Raw genomic sequence first — 20,413 nt, forward strand, 5'->3', positions numbered from 1 at the left:
GCGCGGACCGGAGGGGGGGGGGGAGACGACAAAGACGACAAACACCCCCGCCACCACGGGGGGGGCTCAGTCTTGGGCAGGGGCCCAGGCCACGCCCCGCCCGCCCCCCACGTCCCGGCCCGGCCCCGGTCGTCTCCCGGCCAAGCCCCGGTGGCTCCCGGTCAGGCCCCGGCCCCGGCGCGTCCCGGACCGAACCCGGGCGCGTCCCGGACCGAACCCGGGCGCGTCCCGGACCGAACCCGGCCGTGTCCGGGTCGCCGCCGTGTCCGCCCGGTAACCCGCGCGCATTTTCCGTACCGGCGTGACAGGCTTGGATTCGTGATCTCCGACAGGGAACGCCTGACCGGCCTGGTACCCCGCACGCTGCTCCGCCTCGCCCTGTGGAGCCTGTGCCTGATCATCATCGGCTGGGCCGTCTTCTACTTCGCGCAGTTCATCGCGACGCTGCGCATCGTGGTGCTGCCGGTCGCCGTGGCGCTGCTGCTGACCGCGTTGCTGTTCCCGATCACCCGGCGGCTGGGCGCGATGGGCCTGCGGCCCATCTACGCCACCTGGATCACCATGCTCATCGCGCTCACCGTGCTCGGCGGCACCGGCTGGATCATCGGGGTCCGCGCGAACGACGAGTTCCCCGGCCTCGTCGACCAGGTGCGCCAGACGGCCAAATCCGTCGAGAACTGGCTCTACACCGGCCCCCTGCACCTGCAGCCGAACCAGCTGACCAGCATGGTCGACGAGGTCAGCAAGCAGGTCACCGCCCAGCGCAACCAGATCACCCAGACGGTCCTGACCGGCGCCACGGTGGCGGTGGAGGTGCTGGCCTCCATCGTGCTGCTGCTGTTCGTGACGTTCTTCCTGCTCAAGGACGGCGACCGGATCTGGTCGTGGTTCCTCAGGGGGTTCGGGAGCATGGCACCGCGCGTCGACCGGGCGGGCCGGACGGCCTGGGTGACGCTCTCGCAGTACGTGCAGGGCACGGTCGCGGTGGCCGCCGTGCACGGCGTGATCATGGGCATCGTGCTCGCGGGCATGGGGGTGCCGCTCTGGGCGCCGCTGGCGGTGCTGATCTTCCTGGCCAGCTTCATCCCGATCGTCGGCATCTTCTTCGCCGGGGCGGTGGCGACGCTGGTCACCCTGGGCGCCAAGGGACCGATCTACGCCCTGATCTTCCTCGGCATCCTGGTGGTGGAGCAGCAGCTGGAGAACCACGTGCTGCAACCCCTGATCGTGGGCCGGGTGCTGCACTTCCACCCGCTGGCGATCATCCTGGCCCTGGCCGTGGGCGGCATCCTGGCGGGCATCGCCGGCGCGGCCGTGGCGGTGCCGGTCGCCGCCGTGATCTACCGGGCACTGCCCGAGCTCAGCGCCTCCCCGCCGCGCGCCCTGCCACCGGCCTCGCCCCACCCCGACCCGGGCCCCGGCGGCCCCGAAGGCCCCGGCGGTCCCGCGGAGCCCGTCCCGGGCCCGGCGGAGCCGCCCGCCGGGGCGGGAAAGCCGGTGAATGAGGAATCACCGCAGTCCAAGGGGTAACGTTCTGCCCCGTGACCCGTTCCACCGTGACCACCCCCCCGCCGGACGCCGTCCGTCCGGGGCCGCTTCCCGGCGGGCCCGCCCCCGGTTCCCCGCTCGGTCCCCACTACAGCCGTTGTTTCGGCTGCGGGGACGACCACCCCACCGGCCTGCACCTGACCGCCACCACCCCTGACGGGATCACCGTCCAGGCCAGGTTCGTCGTGGGGGAGAGCCACCAGGGCGCGCCGGGCCTGGCCCACGGCGGCGTGCTCGCCGCCGCGATGGACGAGGTCATCGGCATGTCCGTCTGGCTCTTCCGGAAGCCCTACGTCACCGGGCGGCTGGAGACCGACTACCTCACGCCGGTCCCGGTCGGCACCGAGCTGTATCTGCGCGCCTGGTGCAACGGCATGTCCGGCCGGAAGGCGTACCTTGAAGCTGAGGGCCGGATCGGTTCCGCGGACGGCCCGGTCGCCGTGCGGGCCGCGGCGCTCTTCATCGAAGTGGGCATGGAGCACTTCGTGGAGCACGGCGGCCAGGCGATCATCGACGAGCACCACGAGTACGAGGTGAACCCGTGACCCACACCGTCGAGGTGTTGATCCACCGGCTCGACGCGGACCTGCCGCCGCCGTCGTACGCCCACCCGGGCGACGCGGGCGCGGATCTTCACGCGGCCGAGGACGTCGAGCTCCTGCCCGGCGAGCGGGTCGTGGTCGGCACCGGGGTGGCCATCGCGCTGCCGGACGGGTACGCCGCGTTCGTCCACCCGCGCTCCGGCCTGGCCGCCCGGCACGGGGTGACGCTCGTCAACGCGCCCGGCACCGTGGACGCGGGATACCGGGGCGAGATCAGGGTGACGCTGCTCAACACCGACACCAAGGACGCCGTACGGCTGCGCCGGGGGGACCGCATCGCGCAGCTGGTGATCCAGAAGGTGGAGAGGGCGGTGTTCCACGAGGTGGACCGGCTTCCCGGTTCGGCGCGAGGCGCCGGCGGGTTCGGGTCCACCGGCCGATGAGGGCGCCGACGGTGCCGTCGGCGCCGGGGACGCCGGAGGTGCCCGGGGCGTCCGCGGTCCCCCGGGGAGCGAGGCCGGTGCGGTGGGTGCGGCGGATCCGGTGATCCGGACCCGCGCGGGCCCCGGCCCGTGACCGCCCGCCACCCGGCGGGATGAGTGACCAGTGAATCTTCAAGGAGCGTGAGGAAAGTGTTCCGACGTCGCCGTCGTGAGGAGTCCCCGGCCGTCAAGGCCGCGGTGGAGGAGGCCGAGCAGGTCCCGACCCGGGAGTCCGGCCCGTGGGACTCCGAGGAGCCGTACCCGGAGCGGGAGAGGGTCGATCTCGGCGGGATGCGCCTGCCGGTCGACGCCGGTTTCGAGATCCAGCTCAACCTGGCCGGGGACCAGATCGTCGGCGCGGTGGTGCTGTACGACGAGAGCGCCCTGCAGGTGCACGCGTTCGCGGCGCCCAAGCGCAGCGGCATCTGGGACGAGGTCAGGTCCGAGCTGGCCGAGGGCGTCAAGAGCGCCGGTGGCACCGCCGAGGAGCGGGAGGGGCCCTTCGGCGTCGAGCTGGCCGCCAGGATCCCGGCCGAGAGCGGCGGCGACCAGCCGGTCCGCTACATCGGCGTGGACGGGCCGCGCTGGTTCCTGCGCGCGGTGATCAGCGGTCGCGCCGCCCAGGGCGCCGACTCCGCCGCGACGCTGGAAGGTGTCGTCCGGGACATAGTCGTGGTACGCGGGGACGAGCCGATGGCGCCCAAGGAGGCGATCGAGCTCCGGCTGCCGCCCGAGGCCAGGCAGGGCACGGAGCAGCAGGGCGGCGGCAGGGACAAGCCCGACCTGAACCCCTTCGGCCGGGGGCCGGAGATCGCCGAGATTCGCTGACGGGCCGGATCGCGTACGCTGATGCGACTCGTATGTGAAGGAGAGGGTCCGTGGGTTCTCAGGAACCGCATAAACAGGGCGGCCTGCGGGGCTTCCTCCGCCGCCTGACCGCCGGTCAGGCGGAGCTGGAGGCCGACGAGCTTCAGCAGGACCTCGACCGTCACGGCGCCACCGCCATCGTCTCGTGCGGCGGGCGCCGCCGGTTCTGCGTCACCGGCACCCTGCGGACGGTGACGCTGCGCCCCCGCGGGGGCGCCCCGGCGCTGGAGGCCGAGCTCTACGACGGCTCCGACGTGATCGACCTGATCTGGCTGGGCCGCAGGAGGATCGCGGGCATCGAACCCGGCCGCCTGGTGCTGGCAGAGGGACTCGTCAGCATGCAGGATGGACGCAAGGTCATGTTCAACCCCAGATACGAGCTGCGCCCGGCCGCCGGTGCGTGAGCGATCGACCACGAGACGGTGAACGAAGAGATGACCACCAGCGAGGAGACCGCCGCGCACGACACGGTGGAAGCCGTGCTCCGCAGCCAGCTCGCCAAGGCGTTCGGCGGGATACGCGGTGTCGTGGAGGCCGCCGTCCCGACCATCGCCTTCACCGGCATGTGGATCACCACCTCGGACCTGAGAAGCTCCCTCATGGTCAGCATCGGGACGGCGGTGCTGCTGCTCGTCGTGCGGCTGGTGCAGCGCTCGACGCCCCAGTTCGTGATCAACAGCCTGATCGGTATCGGCATCGGCGCGTTCTTCGCCTCGAGGACCGGCCAGGCCGAGGACGTCTTCCTGCCCGGCATCCTCTACAACGCGGGCTACTCGGTGGCCATGCTGCTGTCGATCGTCACCCGCTGGCCGGTGGTGGGCTTCATGATCGGGTCCGTCACCGGTGACCCGACCGCCTGGCGCTCCGACCCGGCCGTGGTGAAGCTCTGCACCAAGCTGACCTGGCTGCTGATGATCCCGTGCGTGGTCCGGGTGGCGGTGCAGCTGCCCGTCTACCTGATCGGCCGGGACCAGGCCGTCGCCGAGCTGGGCATCCTCAAGATCGTGATGGGCTGGCCGCTCCAGATCGCGGCACTGGCCGCCATGGTGTGGCTGCTGGCCCGCGGCCGGACCCCGGTGCAGCCCACCACCCCCTGACCGGGCCTTCCGGCACCGTCCCGAGAGCACCGTCCCGAGAGCACCGTCCCGGGCACTCTTCCCCGCACGGTTCTCCGCGGGGTCCCTCGCGGCTCTTCCGGTCCCCGGTTCTCCCGCGCGAGGGCCCGGGCCGGGGTCCGGCACCGCCCGGAGCGGCCCTTCCCCGGCACGGGGCCGGGGACGGCCCGGGGCTCAGCGCGGCGTGCGGTGCGGGTGCGGGGACAGCAGCTCCGCCAGCTCCTCCTCGACCTCCTGGCTGGCGACGAACATCAGCTCGTCCCCGGCCTCCAGGGGGTCGTCGGCGGTGGGCACCAGCACCCGTCCCTCGCGCAGGATCGCCACCAGGGCGGTGTCGTTGGGCCAGGGCACCGAACCGGCGCGCTGGCCGACGACCGGCGCGTCCTCGGGCAGGGTGAGCTCGACCAGGTTGGCCTGGCCCTGGCGGAAGGTCATCAGGCGCACCAGGTCGCCGACGCTGACCGCCTCCTCGACCAGGGCGCTGAGCAGGCGCGGGGTCGAGACGGCCACGTCCACCCCCCACGACTCGTTGAACAGCCACTCGTTCTTGGGGTGGTTGATCCTGGCCACCACCCGGGGCACCCCGTACTCGGTCTTGGCCAGCAGCGAGACCACGAGGTTGACCTTGTCGTCACCGCTGGCGGCGACGACCACGTGGCAGTCGGCCAGGCCCGCCTCGTCCAGCGAGGAGATCTCGCAGGCGTCCGCGAGCAGCCACTCCGCCCTCGGCACGGTGTCGATCTTGATGGCCTTGGGGTCGATGTCGACCAGCAGGACCTGGTGGCCGTTCTCCAGGAGCTCGGCGGCGATCGAGCGGCCGACCGCTCCCGCACCGGCGATGGTGACGCGCATCAGTGCTCCTCTTCGGGGCCCGAGGACAGCACCTTGTTGATGCGGTCCATGTCGGTCTCGACCGCCAGGACGTGCAGCACGTCACCCTCCTGCACCACCGAGTCGGTCCGGGGCAGCAGGGTCTCGCCCATCCGGTTGACGAACGCCAGGCGGGTTCCCGCGGCCGCCTCCAGGGCCCGTGCGGGCGTACCGACCCAGCCCGGGTGGTAGGCCACCTCGGCCAGCACCACGCGCCCGCTGGGGTCGCGCCAGAGCGGCTCGGCGCCCTCCGGCAGGACGCGGCGCAGGATCTGGTCGGCGGTCCAGCGGACCGTGGCCACGGTGGGGATGCCCAGCCGCTGGTAGACCTCGGCGCGCCGGGAGTCGTAGATCCTGGCCACCACGTTGTCCACGCCGAACGTCTCGCGGGCCACCCGGGCGGAGATGATGTTGGAGTTGTCGCCGCTGCTGACCGCCACGTAGGCGCCGGCGGCCTCGATGCCGGCCTCCTCCAGGACGTCCCGGTCGAAACCGATCCCGGTCACCCTGCGCCCGCGGAACCCCGCCCGCAGCCGACGGAACGCCTGCGGGTCACGGTCGATGATCGCGACCGAGTGGCCACTGTCCTCCAGGATGTGCGCCAGAGTCGAACCCACCCGGCCACACCCCATGATCACGATATGCATGCTCCCCCGCCGGTCGCCGTAGGCGGATCTTGCTCCGATGTATTCAGCCAGTATGGCCCGCTCCGGGAGTGCCGCGTCAGCCGCCCCGAGATTAGGGGCTAGCATCGGCAGACGTGTCGAAGGTGACGGACCTTGTCAAACGCCTTTTCATCGGGCGAGCGCTGCGCAGCACGCAGCTGCACGAGCAACTGCTGCCCAAGCGCATCGCGCTGCCGGTCTTCGCGAGCGACGCGCTCTCCTCGGTGGCCTACGCCCCCCAGGAGATCCTCGTCATCCTCTCGCTCGCGGGGGTCTCCTTCTACCACTTCAGCCCCTGGGTCGCCCTGGCCGTCGTGGTGGTCATGCTCACCGTGGTGGCGTCGTACCGGCAGAACGTGCACGCCTACCCCAGCGGGGGCGGCGACTACGAGGTCGCCACCGTCAACCTCGGCCCCAACGCCGGCCTGACCGTCGCCAGCGCCCTGATGGTCGACTACGTGCTGACCGTCGCGGTGTCGGTCGCCAACGGCGTCGACTACGTGGGCGCCACCATCCCCTACGTCGCCGAGCACAAGCCGCTGGTCGCGATCGTGATCGTGGTGCTGCTGACGCTGGTGAACCTGCGCGGCATCCGGGAGTCGGGGGCGGCCTTCGCCATCCCCACCTACGCCTTCATGTTCTCCGTCCTCGGCCTGGTCCTCTGGGGCGGCTTCCGGGTGCTCGTCCTGGGCGACGAGCTGCACGCCCCCACCGCCGACTACGAGATCATCGCCGAGCAGTCCGACCTCACCGCCTTCGCCGCGGCCTTCCTGATCCTGCGCGCGTTCTCCTCGGGCTGTGCCGCGCTCACCGGCGTCGAGGCGATCAGCAACGGCGTGCCCGCCTTCCGCAAGCCGAAGAGCAAGAACGCCGCGAGCACGCTGCTGATGATGGGCCTGGTGTCGGTGACGATGTTCATCGGCATCATCACCCTCGGGCTGGCCTCGGGGGTGAAGGTCGCCGAACCCTCGGTGGCCTTCCGGGACGTGCTCATCGAGGGGCGGCCGGCCGGGCCCGACTACTACCAGCAGCCGATCATCGCCCAGGTGGCCGACGCGGTCTTCGGCGGCGGCTCGCTCCCCTTCTTCGCCATCTCCGCCGTCACCGCGCTGATCCTGTTCCTGGCGGCCAACACCGCCTTCAACGGCTTCCCGGTGCTCGGCTCGATCCTGGCCCAGGACCGCTACCTGCCCCGCCAGCTGCACACCCGGGGCGACCGGCTCGCCTTCTCCAACGGCATCGTGATCCTCGCCGCCACGGCCTGCCTGCTTCTGTGGGGGTTCGACGCGGACGTCAGCCGCCTGCTCAACCTCTACATCGTGGGCGTCTTCGTGTCGTTCACGCTGAGCCAGATCGGCATGGTCCGGCACTGGACCCGGCACCTGGCGACCGAGGAGGACCCCAGGGTCCGGCACCGGATGCACCGCTCGCGGACCATCAACTTCTTCGGCGGCGTGATGACCGGCGTGGTGCTGGTGGTGGTGCTGGTCACCAAGTTCACCCACGGGGCCTGGATCGTCTGCGTGGCCATGCCGGTGCTGTTCCTGATGATGAAGGGCATCCACCGGCACTACGAGAACGTCGCCGAGGAGCTCTCCGTCGACGAGGACGCCGAGCTGAGCGAGTCGATGCTGCCCGCCCGCAACCACGCGATCGTGCTCGTCTCCAAGATCCACAAGCCGACCCTGCGCGCCCTCGCCTACGCCCGCGCCACCCGCCCCTCCAAGCTGGAGGCGATCACCGTGGGGGTGGAGGGGCCCGAGGCCAGGGCGCTGCAGGAGGAGTGGGAGCGCCGCGGCATCCAGGTCCCGCTGAAGATGCTCGACTCGCCCTACCGCGAGATCACCCGGCCGATCCTGGAGTACGTCAAGTCGCTGCGCCGCCGCTCCCCGCGCGACGTGGTGAGCGTCTACATCCCCGAGTACGTCGTGGGCCACTGGTGGGAGCACCTGCTGCACAACCAGAGCGCGCTCCGGCTGAAGGGCCGCCTGCTCTTCCAGCCCGGCGTCATGGTCATCAGCGTGCCCTGGCAGCTGCACTCCTCCGACCGGCTCAAGGGCCGTCCCGAGCCCTTCGCGCCCGGTGCGGCCCGCCGACCGGCGCGAGGGGCTCAGGACGAGGACGTCAAGGCATAACCTTTCGTATGCGCTCTCGGGCGCGAGGAGGACCGACCGACGACGAATTCTGGGGGCAGCGGCCAATGGCGATCGAACTGACGGTGGGACCGGTTGCGCACGGTGGCTGGTGCGTCGCCCGTCACGACGGCCGGGTCGTCTTCGTACGGCACGCCCTGCCCGGCGAGCGCGTCATGGCCGAGATCACCGAGGAGACCTCCCGGTTCCTGCGGGCCGACGCGGTGGAGATCCTGGAGCCCTCCGCGGACCGGGTGACCCCGCCGTGCCCGTTCGCCGGCCCGGGCCTGTGCGGCGGCTGCGACTGGCAGCACGCCTCCCTGGACGCCCAGCGCCGCCTCAAGACCGACGTGGTGGCCGAGCAGCTCTCGCGCCTGGCCGGGATCGACTGGAAGGGGACCGTAGAGGAGGTCCCCGGGGCCCCCGACGGGCTCGGCTGGCGTACCCGGGTCCAGTTCGCCGTCGACCGCGAGGGCGGCCTGGGCCTGCGCCGCCACCGCTCCCACGACATCCAGCCGGTGGACCTGTGCCTGATCGCCCACCCCGAGGTGGAGAACGTCGGCGCCGAGGTCATGAACTGGCGCAACGCCTCCTCGGTCGAGGTCATCGCCTCCTCCACCGGCGACCAGGCCGTCGTGATCGCCCCCAAGCCCCGGCGCACGGTGGCCGTACCCGACCTCGACACGAGCGTGGCGGTCTTCGTCGACGAGGGCAAGGGCCGCAGCCGCGTCGTCCACGGCCGCAACCACCTGGTGGAACGCGTCGGCGAGCGGGACTTCCAGGTGACCGGCAGCGGTTTCTGGCAGGTGCATCCCGGGACGGCGGCCACCCTGCTGGACGCCGTCCTGGAGTTCGCCGCCCCGCAGCCGGGGGAGTGGGCGCTCGACCTCTACTGCGGCGTCGGCCTGTTCGCCGCCGGGCTGGCCGAGGCGGTCGGCCCCGAGGGGGCGGTCTTCGGCGTCGAGTCCGAGTCCGTCGCCGTCCGCGACGCCGAGCGCAACCTGCGCGACCTGCCCCAGGTCCGCTTCGCCAGGGGCCGGGTGGAGAACGCCCTGGAGCGCTTCGGGATCGAGCGCGCCGACCTGGTCGTGGTCGACCCGCCCCGGGCGGGGCTCGGCCGCGACGTCATCGCCGGCCTGACCGGCCTGCAGGCCACCCGGATCGTGTACGTCTCCTGCGACCCGGCCACCCTCGCCCGGGACCTGGCCTGGTTCGCCGAGCGCGGCTACTCCCTCGCCGGCCTGCGCGCCTTCGACGCCTTCCCGATGACCCACCACGTGGAGTGCGTGGCGCACCTGGTCAAGGAGCCGGTCCAGGGTCCGGCCAGCGGGGATGCTGTGGATGGTGTTTCGTCAAACCCCGGGACGCACCCCGTCGAACCAAGATCATGACACATGATCATGGAAACGCCCTGCCGCCGATCCGGCGCCCGCGGGGATGGTTCCCGAAAGAGGTCCGGGGTGCGCTTCGATCCGGCCGGCCCTGCGCCCTACGGGGCATCGTACGACCGCATGATGGCGGCCGCCCGCCAGGCGCTGCGCCGGGGTCGCGCGCAGGACCTCGAGCTGTCGCCGGCCGCGCTGGAACCCGCGGCCGAGACGGACATCGACCCGGCGGCGATCCGCACGCACATCCTGCTCACGCTCTACAGGGAGCTGATCCGCAGGCGGTGAGCTTCCGCCGGACATGCGCGCCCGGCGTCACCTGAGGTCCGGTGGAGCGGTGGCCTCGCCCCTCGGAGGGGAGTGGGGGCGCAGAACACGAAGGGCCCCGTCCTGTGGGCGGGGCCCTCCCGTATGAGCGTGGAGGGCCTACGAGTCGATGCCCTCGAGGCGGGCTACGACGCGGGCGAGCAGGTCACGGATCTCGATCTGGCCGGCCTTCAGGTCGGCGACGTCCTCGGTGACCCGGTTGAGCTTGGGCTCCATGGTGCCGAGGGTCCGCTCGATCACGCCGAGCCGGTCCTTGATCTCGGCGATGCCGGTCTCGACGGCGTCGATGCGCTCCTCGATGTACGGCATGAGGCCAGGATAGGACGATCCCCCGCGTTCGCGGGCAGGCTTGCTGCCGATCGCCTGCCGGTGGGCCGGGCTAACACGGGCCGGACACTTCGACCAGTCGCCAGGGCGGGCGGGATCCGCCCCCCGGATGCGACCCGATCAGCACTCCTGCGCCACAGGAAGCCGCCGGGAGTGACATCTACCGTCAGGTGATGGCGAGGAAGAGACACCGCGTAAGCGAACACCCGCGGAGGCTTCCCAGCGGGAGGGTCATCAGGGTCCGTGCTCACAAGCGGGGCGGCAAAATCATGATCGCCGCCATCGCCATCGCAGCGGCGGTAGGAGCGGTGCTCGCCGCGCGCTCCGAGAGTCCCCCTCCGGAGCCCGCCCCGCCCCCGCCGGCCACCTCAACCGAATGAACCGTTCACCAGGAGATCCACGCCGCCGTCGCGTCGTCATGCCGCTTCGCGAAGGACGGTGCGCCCCGGCCCTGCTCCTCCCGTCGCACCCAGCGAATCAGCTCCCCAGGGCCGTCCGTGGCGGCCGTGTCCACCAGCTGCTCCCAGGAGTGGCCGTACCACTCCATCAGTCGCGTGACGCCGTCCGTGAGGAGCAGAGCGCCGCTCACGCTGGACGCCTCCACCGAGCCCGACAGCGCCTCGTACGCGGCCTCCGGCTCGGTGGAGGCCACCCAGAACCCGCCCGGCCGGTTCCGGCACCTTCGGACCAGGTCGAGGCTGTACGGCCGGCCGCCGGGCAGGTGGTCGGTCCGGTCGTCGTCGACCACGGTGAGCGTGCCGTCCGCACGCCGGAGCGCGATGGGGGAGTCGCACAGCACCAGGTAGTCCACCAGGTCGTCACGCCGGCGCAGGACGGCCATCGTGGACGACGGGCTGTCAGGGTCGGTCAGGTCGCAGGTGTCGGCGTGGGCCGTCATCGTGGCCCGGATGGCGGCGGCGGCGAGATCGGGCAGGCTCTCGCCCGGCCGGGTGGCGAGCCGGTGGGCCAGCGCGCTGCCGAGCTGTGCGACCAGCCAGGGCACGTCGTGCTCGCATCCCGAGTCCACCCCGGCCGGGGCGGTCGCCCCATCGAGCACGGCCACCCAGGTCGGCCCTGCGATGACGTGATCCTCGTTGTGCGGTCGACCGGGTGCCGCCACCGTCTCGTAGCTGATGCGCACTGAACGTCCTGGTCGGTCATGCTTCACGTCAGTCCATCGAGATTGTCGGCCGGTACCGCAGCTCATACGCATGTGCCCCCTTGACCAGCACCGACACCTCCACCGGCCGTTCGCCGTCGGAGTGCACCACCCGGAACCGTCGCAACACGGTCACATCCAGCGGCAGCTCCAGCAGCTCCGCCTCCTCCGTCGTCGGCACCCACGACGACACCTGGTCCACGAACTCCCGCTCCGGGTATCCCCGCTTCAGTCGACACCGCCGGCGCGCCGCCCCGGATCTTCCCCGCCGAGCGCCTGGGCGACCTCGGAGGGCGCTTCCAGGTCGGGTACGACGTCCAGCAGGCGGTAGGTGACGCCAAGGTCGGCGGGGGCCTACTCAATCCTCGGCATGCGAGATCGCGACAACATCGTATTGATCATGATTGCTGGGCGGATCGTCAGTCCACAATCGAACCAACACGCGGAGCCCTTCGCGGAGCTTGAACACCGTGATGGTCGTATCGATAGCGTCTTTTTCCCACTTGAACCGACCTTTCATCGAGGACAGATCTTCGATTGCCTCGAGAAGGGGTGCGGCAGGAGCCGTCCGGAGATGCGGGGACCGGGGGGTGAGGACGAGCGGGGCGCCGATGACGGCGGTGCTCAGAGCCGGCGCTCGGCGGGTGCGGTGATGCCCCGTATGAGGGAGATGATCGATGATCCGACCACCCTTCGTGAAGCATTGACCACCCAAGGCGGATGTCCCGGTATTCCTCGCATGGCTCGATCTACCTGTGAGAAGTCACCTTCTGGGAGGTGATCGACGCCCGGTCAGGGGCTGGGTCCAGGCGCAGGGTGGTCGGGGAATGCGGGAAGACGGCGGGCGGTAGGTGGGGCCGGTCAAGGTGATCGTGCGGCAAAGCGGATAATTTCCTCAGAGGGCATGAGGAAAATGAAGGGTCGGGGAAGATGAGTGAGCGCATGTCGGCGGTAGCGCAGCCGTGACCGCCTGCCCCGGCCCTGAGCGGATGCTGGTGGGGCTGTTGCAGGCCGGTCACCTGGCGGCTTTGGAGCGGTTGCCGGATCTGGTCGCCGAGCACGCCACGTCCGCGGGCCTGGACGAGGTGCTGATCTACCTGGTGGATCTGCAGCACAACGTGCTGCGCCTGCTGACCGGCGAGGGGCTGAGCGGCGGGGAGGGCGCGGGCAGGGAGGCCGCCGAGTTGAGCGTCGATGCCACCTTGGCCGGGCGGGCCTTTCAGGAGATCCGGGTCCTGGCCGCCCACGGCGGCGATGCCGAGACCGAGGCCGAGACCGGGGAGAGCGCGCGGCGGTGGTGGGTGCCGTTGCTGGACGGCATCGAACGCCTGGGAGTGCTGCGGGTCAGCACCAAGGCCGGCGCTGAGGCGCAGGTCCAGGACAACATGCGCGACCTGGCCTCGCTGGTGGCGCTGCTGGTGATCGACAAGCGCCCCTACAGCGATTCCTACGCCCGTCTGGTGCGCACCCGGCCGATGCACGTGGCCGCGGAGATGCAGTGGACGCTGATGCCGCCGCTGACCTTCGCCGACCACCGGGTGAGCATCGCCGCGGCGCTGGAGCCGGCCTACCAGGTCGGCGGGGACGCCTTCGACTACGCCCTGGCCGGCGACGTCGTCCATCTGGGGATCTTCGACGCGATGGGCCACGACGTCTCGGCCGGGCTGACCGCCGGCCTCGCGGTGGCCGCCTGCCGCAACAACCGCCGCCAGGGCGCCGACCTGGCAGCGGCCAGCGAGGCCGCCGAGCAGCTTTTGATCACCGAGTTCGGCCGGGCCACCCGTTTCGTCACCGCGATCCTGGCCGATCTCGACACCCGCACCGGGGTGATCTCCTGGGTCAACCGCGGCCACCACCCGCCGGTGGTGATCCGCGGCGGCCGCTGGGTCAGCACGCTGGAGTGCCGGCCCGCTCATCCGATGGGCCTGGATCTGGACCTGGCGGTCACGACGTGCCACACGCAGCTGGAACCCGGGGATCGGGTGGTGTTCTACAGCGACGGCATCACCGAGGCCCGCAACGCCGCCAGCCAGGAGTTCGGCCTGAGCCGTTTCGTCGACTTCATCATCCGCCACACCGCAGACGGCCTGCCGGCGCCCGAGACCCTGCGCCGCCTGGTGCGCAGCCTGCTGAACCACCACGACGATCATCTCCAGGACGACGGCGCGGTGGTGCTGGTGCAATGGCACGGCAACCCCCACGAGCGGCCGCATCCGGCACAGGCGGCCCCCGAGCCGGTGACGCCGGTTCTTCGCTGACAGATCGCCGGGCCGCCGGGGGCATCGGGGCGGTTGACGGCCGTCCGCAGCGCCCGGTGGAATCACGCCGACGGCCAAGAGGGTCTCGCCGGATGCTTCGCAGGTGATCCGGACGCCCCTGGGGCGATGGCGAAGCGGATACGGCGGACGGCACCGGGGAGCGGACCGGAACACCGGGAGTCGTCTGAGATCGCACTCAAGGATCTGCACCGGCCGCCCCGGAGTGACTCTGCGCCGCGCCCGGGTTCTGACCGCTCACCCCGACCTGCAGACCTGGGCTCTCATCGGTCCTGCATGAGACTCGCGAAATGGACGCGGCATGCAATAACCGGAACAATGGTCCCGGCAGAGCAGTGCGCGACCTCAAGGAGCTGGCGTCGTGCCAGGTGATCGGAGCATGGCACAGGTGCAAAGCCTGCGTGCGGGGCCGGTGCGGGTGCTGCGCGTCATCGGTGAGCTGGACGCCGTGACGGTCCCGGACGTGGCGGAAAAGCTCGATGAGGCGCTGCTCACCTTCGAGGAGGTGTTACTGGTCGTCGACCTCACCCAGGTGACCTTCATCGCCTCGGCCGGAGTGGGCGCCCTGGTGCGGATCCGCCAGAAGGTCCAGCAGCGCCAAGGACGCTTGATCATGGTCCTCCCTCTGCAGGGACGCGCGCGCCGCCTGTTCGAGCTGACCCGCATGATCGATCACTTCGAGGTTCACCTGACGCTGCCCGGGGCGATGAGCGCCCTGCGACCGCATGAGGCCCACCGCCTTCTCTCTGAGAAGCCGGAGCCGACACCATCTCCTACTCCTACGCCGACCCCCCCGAGGCCCTGAGGGTGCCTGATCGACGAACCGCCGTTCCGGTAAGCGCCCTGCCCGTTTTCCGCCTCTTCACCGAAGGCCCCTCCTGATGCCCTCTGCCGTTCGGCTCGCCTCCCACCTCGATCCCACCGTGCCCGACACCCTGATCATGGAGCTGGGCGGTGAGCTGGACTACACCAACACCGAGCATCTTCGCCAGCAGGTCCTGGACCTGCTGAAGGGCGGCCATCGTCATCTGGTGCTGGACGTGGGCGCTTTGAGCTTCTGCGACTCCACGGGCATCAGGATCTTCCTGATGCTGCGTACCCTGATCACCGACCGCGGCGGCATCATCGTCCTGAGCGACCTGCCCCCTGGGCTCGAGCGGACGTTCGCGATGACGGGGCTGGACTCGTACTTCACCTTCAAGCCCACCCGCAGCGACGCCCTGGCCCTGCTGCGCACCTCGTCTTCCTCCCCGTGAAGGTGCCTCATCCCGGTGCGGTGGTCGAAGCCGCGCCCCACCTTCGGCCGTCCACCTGCAGCGCTCCCACCGATCAGAATGATCACACCGTTGCAGGAACGGTTCGGCGGACGATCGCCGGATCGGGCAGCTCGTCCGCTCGCCGTCCAACGTCGTGCCACCACTCGCTCGACGCGGGTATCGGGTGATCGCGGTCGACCTCATCGGCATGGGCCGGTCAGGTCCGTCCGGACGCGGGTATCGGCTGGCGGACCACCTCGCCTACCTCGCCGCGTTCCTGGATGCTCCCGACGTACGCGAACTCACTCTGGTCGGCCACGACTGGGGCGGCGTGACGGCGCTCGCCCTGGCACGCCGGTACCCGGATCGCGTGAAGGGCGTGGTAGTCCTCGAGGCACACCTCCATCCGATCGAGAGCTGGTCCGATAGGAGCGACGCCGACCGCGAGATGTTCTCGCGGTTGCGAGCCGGCGGGCCGGGGAGCGAGCGATGTCCCTCGCGCCGATCGGGGACGGAACACACTTCCTGCCGGAGGATCGCCCCGGCGAGATCGTCGACGCCCTCGCCGAATGGCTTACCGCCACCGGACCCATGCCGGGGCCGCCACACCCACCGGCAGAGCCCGGAGCAGGTCACTGAGCACCCGCCCGATGGGCCGGTGACGCGTTGAGCTTCACCGGCAACGGCCTCCTGCGAGTTCAGGACGGCCGCGTTGTGGAACACGAGCGGCATCCCTGCCGGGCTTCCGAGGGGGGCGAGCGCACCTGCGGCCGGCGACACGTCTGCCTCGTCGAGTGCCGCGAGAACTGCGCCGACATGGAGCGTGCCCGAAGTCCTGTGCCACCGGCCGTGACGAACACCGCGAGCGCGGCGCCGCTGTCGGAGCGGTTGCCGACCATGTTCATCGACCTCACCGTGCCCCAGCCGCCCGCCGTTCCCGATCCCGTCCAGAACGGCATCCCGCTCACTTGCGGACCGTCCGTTCGCCGGCCGGGGCGGCATGTCCTGATGTCCGGCTCCTGTGAACCGTGAGACCGGGTTTGACCTTGACGCGACGTCAAGGTCTTGACTGTGGGCATGCGAATCGGAGAACTCGTCGATCTCGGGCTGAGTCCGGAGGCACGACATCACCAGGGACGACCGGGCCAGGATGTGCCCGAGATCATGCGGGAGGACAGATGACCCTGCTCATCGCCGGTGGAAAGGTGCCCGCATGACGACCACGACGCCGACCCTGCCGTTCGACCGGCCCGACCCCATGGAGCCGCCACCGGCCTATGCGCGGCTGCGCGCCATGACGCCCGTCGCGCGGGTCCTCACCCCGGCCGGGCAACCTGCCTGGCTGGTCACCTCCTACGACGCCGTCGCAGCGGTCCTGTCCGACCGCCGGTTCGGGCTGGCGCCACCCGGCGCCGATCTCCCCGGCAACGACACGTTGTTCCAGGACGGCGAGGCCCACGCCAGGCTCCGTCGCCTGGTGTCGAAGGCCTTCGGCTCCCGCGGTCTCGCCGTACTGCGCCCGCGCATCGAGCGGCTGGCCGCCGACCATGTGTCGGCGATCGCCGATGGCGGCCCGCCCGCCGATCTTGTCGCGGACGTCGCCACCCCACTGTCGATCACGGTGATCAGCGAGCTGCTCGGCGTGGGGATCGACGAGCGCGAGCGATTCCGAGCCCTGGCCGACGCCGCGAGCGCCGTGGATTTCCTCTTCGGCGCGGAAGAGGACATGGCCGCGGCCGCACGGGCGTGGGAGGCGCTCGGCGATTACGCCGCCGGACTGGTCGCGGCCAAACGCAAGGAACCCGGTGACGACCTGCTCAGCGGTCTGATCGCGGTACGCGACACCGACGACGGGCGGCTCAGCGACCCCGAGCTCATCGCCATGACCACCACGATCGTCTCCGCAGGCTACCTCTCGGCCACGAACGCCATCTCCGTCGGCACGATCCGGCTCCTTACCGAGGGGCGACTCGCCACGCTGGCCACCGCCGGCTCCGACCAGGCCGACGCGACCGTGGCGGAGGTCCTGCGCATGCAGGCCGGACTGACCGGCGAACCGTTTCCCCGCCATGCCCACGAAGATCTCGAGCTGGCCGGTGTCCCGATCAGCGCCGGCGACCTGGTCCTCGTCCGGCTCGAAGCCGCCCACCGGGACCCCGGGCACTTCCCCGAACCCGACCGGTTCCTCCCCGGACGAAAGTCCAGCCCGCCCTTGGTGTTCGGTCACGGGCTGCACTACTGCCTGGGCGCACCGTTGGCCCGCCTGGAGGTAGGCGCCGCCCTCGGCGCGCTCGCCCGTCGGCTGCCCGGCCTTCGGCTTCAGGATCCGGTCGACCACATCGAATGGACCCGTAACGCGGTCGACGTCGGGCCCGTAGCGCTCCGCGTCACCTGGTGAACGCCCGCGACGAACCTACGCCTGGAAACAACGCGGCGCAGGGACCGACGGAGGACGAAGAGGCGGCCGGACGCCGGATGCCCTTGGCCGGGGACGTCGGCGGCGGGTGACGGCTCCTCGACGGCCGTCGTCCGGGATCGGGGCCGAGGTCACCGCCGGACCGGGGGCAGGGAGCAGGACGCAGCCGGACCTCCGCCGGCCCGAGCTCCGGGTCGTGACCCTGCTTACCGGTGAGTAAAAACCTTTATTTCCTACTTCTTATGTATATTACGGAGATCGCGAGTGACCCAGGAGACAGGATGACATCACCGGCAGATCCGTTCACCACCACCGGCGACCAGGAACTGGGCAGGCTTTTCCAAGGGTTTCAGCAGGATCTGGAGGCGCTGGAAGGACTGCGCGATCGGATCGACTCCGTCAGGGGCCGGGGCGAGGCGGCCGACGGGCGGGTCGTGGTGGACGTGACGCAGGCCGGGACGCTCGTCGGGCTCACGATCGATCCGCGCGCCATGCGGCTCGGCTCCGACCGGCTCGCGGCGGCGATCATCGAGGCCGCCGCACGGGCGGCGCGCGACGCCGAGCAGGAGGCGAGCGACCTGGTGGCACCGTTCGTCGCCGGCACGCTGCTGGACGGCGACCGTACCGATGAGGCCCGGCGGCGTTGAGGATCAGTCCCGGCCGCGCGAGCATCTACGGGTTCGGCACCCTCGGCATCGCCGCCTTCGTGTTCGAGATGCTGGCCGTCGACTACCCCGCGGGTGATCCGGACAAGGCGCGCCGGGCCGCCGCCGTCTGGGCCCGCCTGGCCGACCGCATCGAGAAGAGCCCCGACCGCACCTACCCGGCCGCGGAGTCGGTGTGGCGCAGGAACAGCGGGGGCGGGGTGGAGGAGTTCAAGTCGGCGGTCACCGCCGAGCTGTACCCGCAGGCCGAGGAGAACGGGTACGCCACCAGGCTCGCACGACGGTGCCGCGACAACAGCGCGGCCTGCACGGAGTTCGCCACGACGATCGAGTCGGCCCGGGACGCGTACTGGACGCTGGCCCTGGCGAACCTCGCCAGCTTCGTCTTCATCACCACCTTCCCCTGGCAGGCCGGGGCGGCGTACCAGATCACGCAGATCCTCATCCGGCGGGCGCAGGCCCGGCTGCTGGCGAAGCTGCTGGAACACAGCATCGCCAGGATCGTGCTGAGCAAGCTGACGGAGTACACGATCGGCAGTACCTTCTTCGCGGTGGGCGACGTGGCGGTCGTGGCGGGCGTCAAGGCGGCGCGCGGTGAGTCACCCGGTTCGCTGGAGGAGAACGCCACGCAGGCGCTGAAGGAGTTCACCGCCTCGGTCGCCTTCTACGGGGTCTTCGACGCGGCCGCGCCCCTGGCCCGGAAGGCGACCGCGAACGCGGACGTCCAGAACTTCCTCAACCGCATGGCCGGCGGGTCGATCGGATACGGCCCCTCGTACGACGTCATGAACGGGCAGTCGGGGGAGGAGCTCGTCCCCACCTGGAAGGAGACCCTGGGCCGGGCGCTCCTGTACTTCACCATGGCCCACAAGCCGGCGGGAGGCTGAGAACGACATGGAGTTCGACAAACCACAGATCCGCTCGGCGGCGGCCGCGTTCGACGTCGAAAGGGAGGACCTGGCCGCGTTCGCCGCCCGGGCCACCGAGGACCTGAACGCCATCGGCGACTTCTGGGGCGACACCGCGGAGGGCGTGACGTTCTTCAAGGGCCAGGGCGGCGCCGGCGGCTACGAGGCGGTCACCGGCCAGATCATCGCGGGCATCAAGGTGTTCCTCGACGCGCACCACGAGATCGCCGGACGACTGCGCCTCATGACCGACAACGTCGAGGTGACCGACTGGAACACCGTGGCCGCCGTCCTGTCGACGCTGCCTGCCGCCGATCCCGGCCGGCCGATCTGGGGTGCGGACTGACCGCGCGGCCGGGGCGGCTGAGCCGATCGGGGTGACGGGATCGGTGATACCAGATCGGAAACACCGCGTTCCCGAATGAGAAGGGCGAAAGGTTTCCGGAAGTACGCTCTCCACATAAACGATCTCCGAAGTCAATGTTCCTCGACATGTATGATCGCCCGATGGTCGACCCGCCGGGCGAGGCGAACTCCCCCCGCCGCCGATCCCTTCTTTTCACCGCGCTCTTCACCATCGTCACCGCGGTGGGAACCACGGCCGTCGCGTTTCTCACCTCCCGGGGCGGTCTGGAGAAAGCCGACCAGATCTCCTCTGTCATATCGTTCTTCATCGCCCTGGTCGCGCTCGCCGTCGCCCTTTACTACCTTGCCCGTAGCAGCATTCTGCAGAGACAGGAGCTCCTTCGCGCCGAACGCGCCCGGCAAGCCCTGCGGCAGGCGGAGAACACCCTGGGCGAAGGCGACCGGCTGGCCCTGCCGGCGCTGTGGGACGTGACCCACAAGCGGCTGGACTACTACCACCAGATCGCGACCAGCCAGGCCCGCCAGAGCTTCCGCAACGCCCAGATCGCCATGACCGTGGGCTTCGTGCTGCTGGTCGTCTTCGCCGTGCTGGCCCTCAGGGCCGCCACCCCCACGGCCAGTGTCGTCACCGGCGCCCTGGGCGCGGCCGCGGCCGCGTTCGCCGCCTACATCGGCCGTACGTTCGTGCGCTCCCAGGAAAGCGCGGCCGGCCACCTGCGCGCCTACTTCGACCAGCCGCTGGAGTTCTCCCGCTATCTGGCCGCCGAGCGCCTCCTGGAGGCGATGGACACCCTCGAGCCCGAGCAGCGCACCGCCATCGCCGGCGACCTGCTGCGCGCCATCGTCACCCCCGGCCAGCCCGCCGTCGGCCCCTCCGGCACCGACGGCGCCAAGGACCCCGCGTGAGCATGGACCGGCCCGCCGGAGGCGCGCGGCTCGGCACCGGGGGTACGCGCCGCTCCGAGGCTCGACGCGTCGTCTCCGCGGGGTCCCCTCCGCCCGCGGAAGGCGTCTAGGGCCTGTACGGAGTTGAGATCAGGGGGATTCGCCTGCGCGGTGGCTTGCCGTCCTGGTAGGCCATCGCCATGGCGCGTGGAGAACTCACCG

23 protein-coding genes are annotated in these 20,413 nt (G+C 70.8%); 18 read left to right on the forward strand and 5 right to left on the reverse strand.

Going from position 1 to position 20,413, the window contains the following annotated elements; translation table 11 throughout:
* Positions 1–318: 318 nt before the first annotated feature.
* The 6 genes from ACZ6RT_RS26915 (at position 319) to ACZ6RT_RS26940 (ending at position 4,536) form a co-directional block, all read left to right on the forward strand.
* Complete coding sequence (locus tag ACZ6RT_RS26915) at positions 319–1,530, forward strand: AI-2E family transporter (protein WP_470156915.1); 1,212 nt, start codon at positions 319–321, stop codon at positions 1,528–1,530.
* Between the two features lie 11 nt (positions 1,531–1,541).
* On the forward strand, positions 1,542–2,093 hold the full coding sequence (locus ACZ6RT_RS26920) for a PaaI family thioesterase (protein WP_399186765.1): 552 nt from the start codon (positions 1,542–1,544) through the stop codon (positions 2,091–2,093).
* Positions 2,090–2,533, forward strand: coding sequence for a dUTP diphosphatase (gene dut, locus ACZ6RT_RS26925; RefSeq protein WP_399186764.1), 444 nt, complete (start codon positions 2,090–2,092; stop codon positions 2,531–2,533). Before ACZ6RT_RS26920 ends, dut begins: the two co-directional genes overlap by 4 nt.
* A 189-nt stretch (positions 2,534–2,722) precedes the next feature.
* Entirely contained in the window at positions 2,723–3,400 is a 678-nt protein-coding gene (locus ACZ6RT_RS26930) for a DUF3710 domain-containing protein (RefSeq protein ID WP_470156916.1), read from the forward strand.
* Between the two features lie 50 nt (positions 3,401–3,450).
* Positions 3,451–3,843, forward strand: coding sequence for an OB-fold nucleic acid binding domain-containing protein (locus ACZ6RT_RS26935; protein ID WP_344901310.1), 393 nt, complete (start codon positions 3,451–3,453; stop codon positions 3,841–3,843).
* An 18-nt stretch (positions 3,844–3,861) separates the two neighbouring features.
* On the forward strand, positions 3,862–4,536 hold the full coding sequence (locus ACZ6RT_RS26940) for a DUF3159 domain-containing protein (protein ID WP_470156917.1): 675 nt from the start codon (positions 3,862–3,864) through the stop codon (positions 4,534–4,536).
* A 192-nt stretch (positions 4,537–4,728) separates the two neighbouring features.
* On the opposite strand, the gene ACZ6RT_RS26945 is transcribed toward ACZ6RT_RS26940, so the two are convergent.
* Together ACZ6RT_RS26945 and ACZ6RT_RS26950 are read right to left on the reverse strand one after the other, a co-directional pair.
* Positions 4,729–5,406, reverse strand: coding sequence for a potassium channel family protein (locus tag ACZ6RT_RS26945; protein WP_399186760.1), 678 nt, complete (start codon positions 5,404–5,406; stop codon positions 4,729–4,731).
* Positions 5,406–6,071 (reverse strand): potassium channel family protein, encoded by a 666-nt coding sequence (locus tag ACZ6RT_RS26950; RefSeq protein ID WP_386248228.1) that lies wholly within the window; start codon positions 6,069–6,071, stop codon positions 5,406–5,408. Before ACZ6RT_RS26950 ends, ACZ6RT_RS26945 begins: the two co-directional genes overlap by 1 nt.
* Before the next feature lie 113 nt (positions 6,072–6,184).
* Here ACZ6RT_RS26950 and ACZ6RT_RS26955 point away from each other — a divergent pair, with 113 nt between their 5' ends.
* The 3 genes from ACZ6RT_RS26955 (at position 6,185) to ACZ6RT_RS26965 (ending at position 9,894) form a co-directional block, all read left to right on the forward strand.
* Positions 6,185–8,224 carry an APC family permease gene (locus ACZ6RT_RS26955; RefSeq protein WP_470156918.1) on the forward strand — a complete coding sequence of 680 codons (2,040 nt, stop codon included), beginning with the start codon at positions 6,185–6,187 and terminating at the stop codon, positions 8,222–8,224.
* Between the two features lie 65 nt (positions 8,225–8,289).
* Entirely contained in the window at positions 8,290–9,612 is a 1,323-nt protein-coding gene (locus tag ACZ6RT_RS26960; protein WP_470156919.1) for a class I SAM-dependent RNA methyltransferase, read from the forward strand.
* Between the two features lie 120 nt (positions 9,613–9,732).
* Positions 9,733–9,894: a hypothetical protein gene (locus tag ACZ6RT_RS26965; RefSeq protein WP_470156920.1), complete on the forward strand. Its 162-nt coding sequence runs from the start codon at positions 9,733–9,735 to the stop codon at positions 9,892–9,894.
* Positions 9,895–10,032: 138 nt separating this feature from the next.
* Here ACZ6RT_RS26965 and ACZ6RT_RS26970 read toward each other — a convergent pair whose 3' ends face one another.
* The 3 genes from ACZ6RT_RS26970 to ACZ6RT_RS26980 all read right to left on the reverse strand — a co-directional run bounded on the left by ACZ6RT_RS26970 (position 10,033) and on the right by ACZ6RT_RS26980 (position 11,600).
* Positions 10,033–10,242, reverse strand: coding sequence for a hypothetical protein (locus ACZ6RT_RS26970; RefSeq protein ID WP_470156921.1), 210 nt, complete (start codon positions 10,240–10,242; stop codon positions 10,033–10,035).
* A 403-nt stretch (positions 10,243–10,645) separates the two neighbouring features.
* Positions 10,646–11,401 (reverse strand): protein phosphatase 2C domain-containing protein, encoded by a 756-nt coding sequence (locus ACZ6RT_RS26975; protein ID WP_470156922.1) that lies wholly within the window; start codon positions 11,399–11,401, stop codon positions 10,646–10,648.
* Positions 11,402–11,429: 28 nt separating this feature from the next.
* Positions 11,430–11,600: a hypothetical protein gene (locus ACZ6RT_RS26980; RefSeq protein ID WP_470156923.1), complete on the reverse strand. Its 171-nt coding sequence runs from the start codon at positions 11,598–11,600 to the stop codon at positions 11,430–11,432.
* An 808-nt stretch (positions 11,601–12,408) separates the two neighbouring features.
* Between ACZ6RT_RS26980 and ACZ6RT_RS26985 the strand changes: the two genes are divergently transcribed.
* The 9 genes from ACZ6RT_RS26985 (at position 12,409) to ACZ6RT_RS27025 (ending at position 20,212) form a co-directional block, all read left to right on the forward strand.
* Positions 12,409–13,677, forward strand: a complete 1,269-nt coding sequence (locus tag ACZ6RT_RS26985) for a PP2C family protein-serine/threonine phosphatase (RefSeq protein ID WP_470156924.1) — start codon at positions 12,409–12,411, stop codon at positions 13,675–13,677.
* A gap of 397 nt (positions 13,678–14,074) precedes the next feature.
* Positions 14,075–14,500, forward strand: a complete 426-nt coding sequence (locus ACZ6RT_RS26990) for an STAS domain-containing protein (protein WP_470156925.1) — start codon at positions 14,075–14,077, stop codon at positions 14,498–14,500.
* A 76-nt stretch (positions 14,501–14,576) separates the two neighbouring features.
* Positions 14,577–14,951 carry an STAS domain-containing protein gene (locus tag ACZ6RT_RS26995; RefSeq protein WP_399186750.1) on the forward strand — a complete coding sequence of 125 codons (375 nt, stop codon included), beginning with the start codon at positions 14,577–14,579 and terminating at the stop codon, positions 14,949–14,951.
* 154 nt (positions 14,952–15,105) lie between these two features.
* Positions 15,106–15,621, forward strand: coding sequence for an alpha/beta fold hydrolase (locus ACZ6RT_RS27000; RefSeq protein ID WP_470156926.1), 516 nt, complete (start codon positions 15,106–15,108; stop codon positions 15,619–15,621).
* Between the two features lie 543 nt (positions 15,622–16,164).
* Entirely contained in the window at positions 16,165–17,349 is a 1,185-nt protein-coding gene (locus ACZ6RT_RS27005) for a cytochrome P450 (RefSeq protein WP_470156927.1), read from the forward strand.
* A 299-nt stretch (positions 17,350–17,648) separates the two neighbouring features.
* A complete protein-coding gene (locus tag ACZ6RT_RS27010; protein WP_470156928.1) occupies positions 17,649–18,014 on the forward strand; it encodes a YbaB/EbfC family nucleoid-associated protein in 366 nt (121 codons plus the stop codon).
* Complete coding sequence (locus ACZ6RT_RS27015) at positions 18,011–18,919, forward strand: WXG100-like domain-containing protein (RefSeq protein WP_470156929.1); 909 nt, start codon at positions 18,011–18,013, stop codon at positions 18,917–18,919. The genes ACZ6RT_RS27010 and ACZ6RT_RS27015 overlap by 4 nt, the downstream gene beginning before the upstream one ends.
* Positions 18,920–18,926: 7 nt before the next feature.
* Positions 18,927–19,286 (forward strand): hypothetical protein, encoded by a 360-nt coding sequence (locus ACZ6RT_RS27020; protein ID WP_470156930.1) that lies wholly within the window; start codon positions 18,927–18,929, stop codon positions 19,284–19,286.
* A 161-nt stretch (positions 19,287–19,447) separates the two neighbouring features.
* Positions 19,448–20,212, forward strand: a complete 765-nt coding sequence (locus ACZ6RT_RS27025) for a TRADD-N-associated membrane domain-containing protein (protein ID WP_470156931.1) — start codon at positions 19,448–19,450, stop codon at positions 20,210–20,212.
* The last annotated feature ends 201 nt before the right edge of the window (positions 20,213–20,413 follow it).

This window comes from Streptosporangium sp. NPDC050148, from assembly GCF_055586505.1.

Coding starts and splice junctions, on each gene's coding strand:
- ACZ6RT_RS26985 (WP_470156924.1), top strand. CDS start 12,409: ATGCTGGTGGGGCTGTTGCAGGCCGGTCACCTGGCGGCTTTGGAGCGG.
- ACZ6RT_RS26990 (WP_470156925.1), top strand. CDS start 14,075: ATGGCACAGGTGCAAAGCCTGCGTGCGGGGCCGGTGCGGGTGCTGCGC.
- ACZ6RT_RS26995 (WP_399186750.1), top strand. CDS start 14,577: ATGCCCTCTGCCGTTCGGCTCGCCTCCCACCTCGATCCCACCGTGCCC.
- ACZ6RT_RS26965 (WP_470156920.1), top strand. CDS start 9,733: ATGATGGCGGCCGCCCGCCAGGCGCTGCGCCGGGGTCGCGCGCAGGAC.
- ACZ6RT_RS27020 (WP_470156930.1), top strand. CDS start 18,927: ATGGAGTTCGACAAACCACAGATCCGCTCGGCGGCGGCCGCGTTCGAC.
- ACZ6RT_RS27025 (WP_470156931.1), top strand. CDS start 19,448: ATGGTCGACCCGCCGGGCGAGGCGAACTCCCCCCGCCGCCGATCCCTT.
- ACZ6RT_RS27010 (WP_470156928.1), top strand. CDS start 17,649: ATGACATCACCGGCAGATCCGTTCACCACCACCGGCGACCAGGAACTG.
- ACZ6RT_RS26945 (WP_399186760.1), bottom strand. CDS start 5,406: ATGCGCGTCACCATCGCCGGTGCGGGAGCGGTCGGCCGCTCGATCGCC.
- ACZ6RT_RS27005 (WP_470156927.1), top strand. CDS start 16,165: ATGACGACCACGACGCCGACCCTGCCGTTCGACCGGCCCGACCCCATG.
- ACZ6RT_RS26960 (WP_470156919.1), top strand. CDS start 8,290: ATGGCGATCGAACTGACGGTGGGACCGGTTGCGCACGGTGGCTGGTGC.
- ACZ6RT_RS26970 (WP_470156921.1), bottom strand. CDS start 10,242: ATGCCGTACATCGAGGAGCGCATCGACGCCGTCGAGACCGGCATCGCC.
- ACZ6RT_RS26950 (WP_386248228.1), bottom strand. CDS start 6,071: ATGCATATCGTGATCATGGGGTGTGGCCGGGTGGGTTCGACTCTGGCG.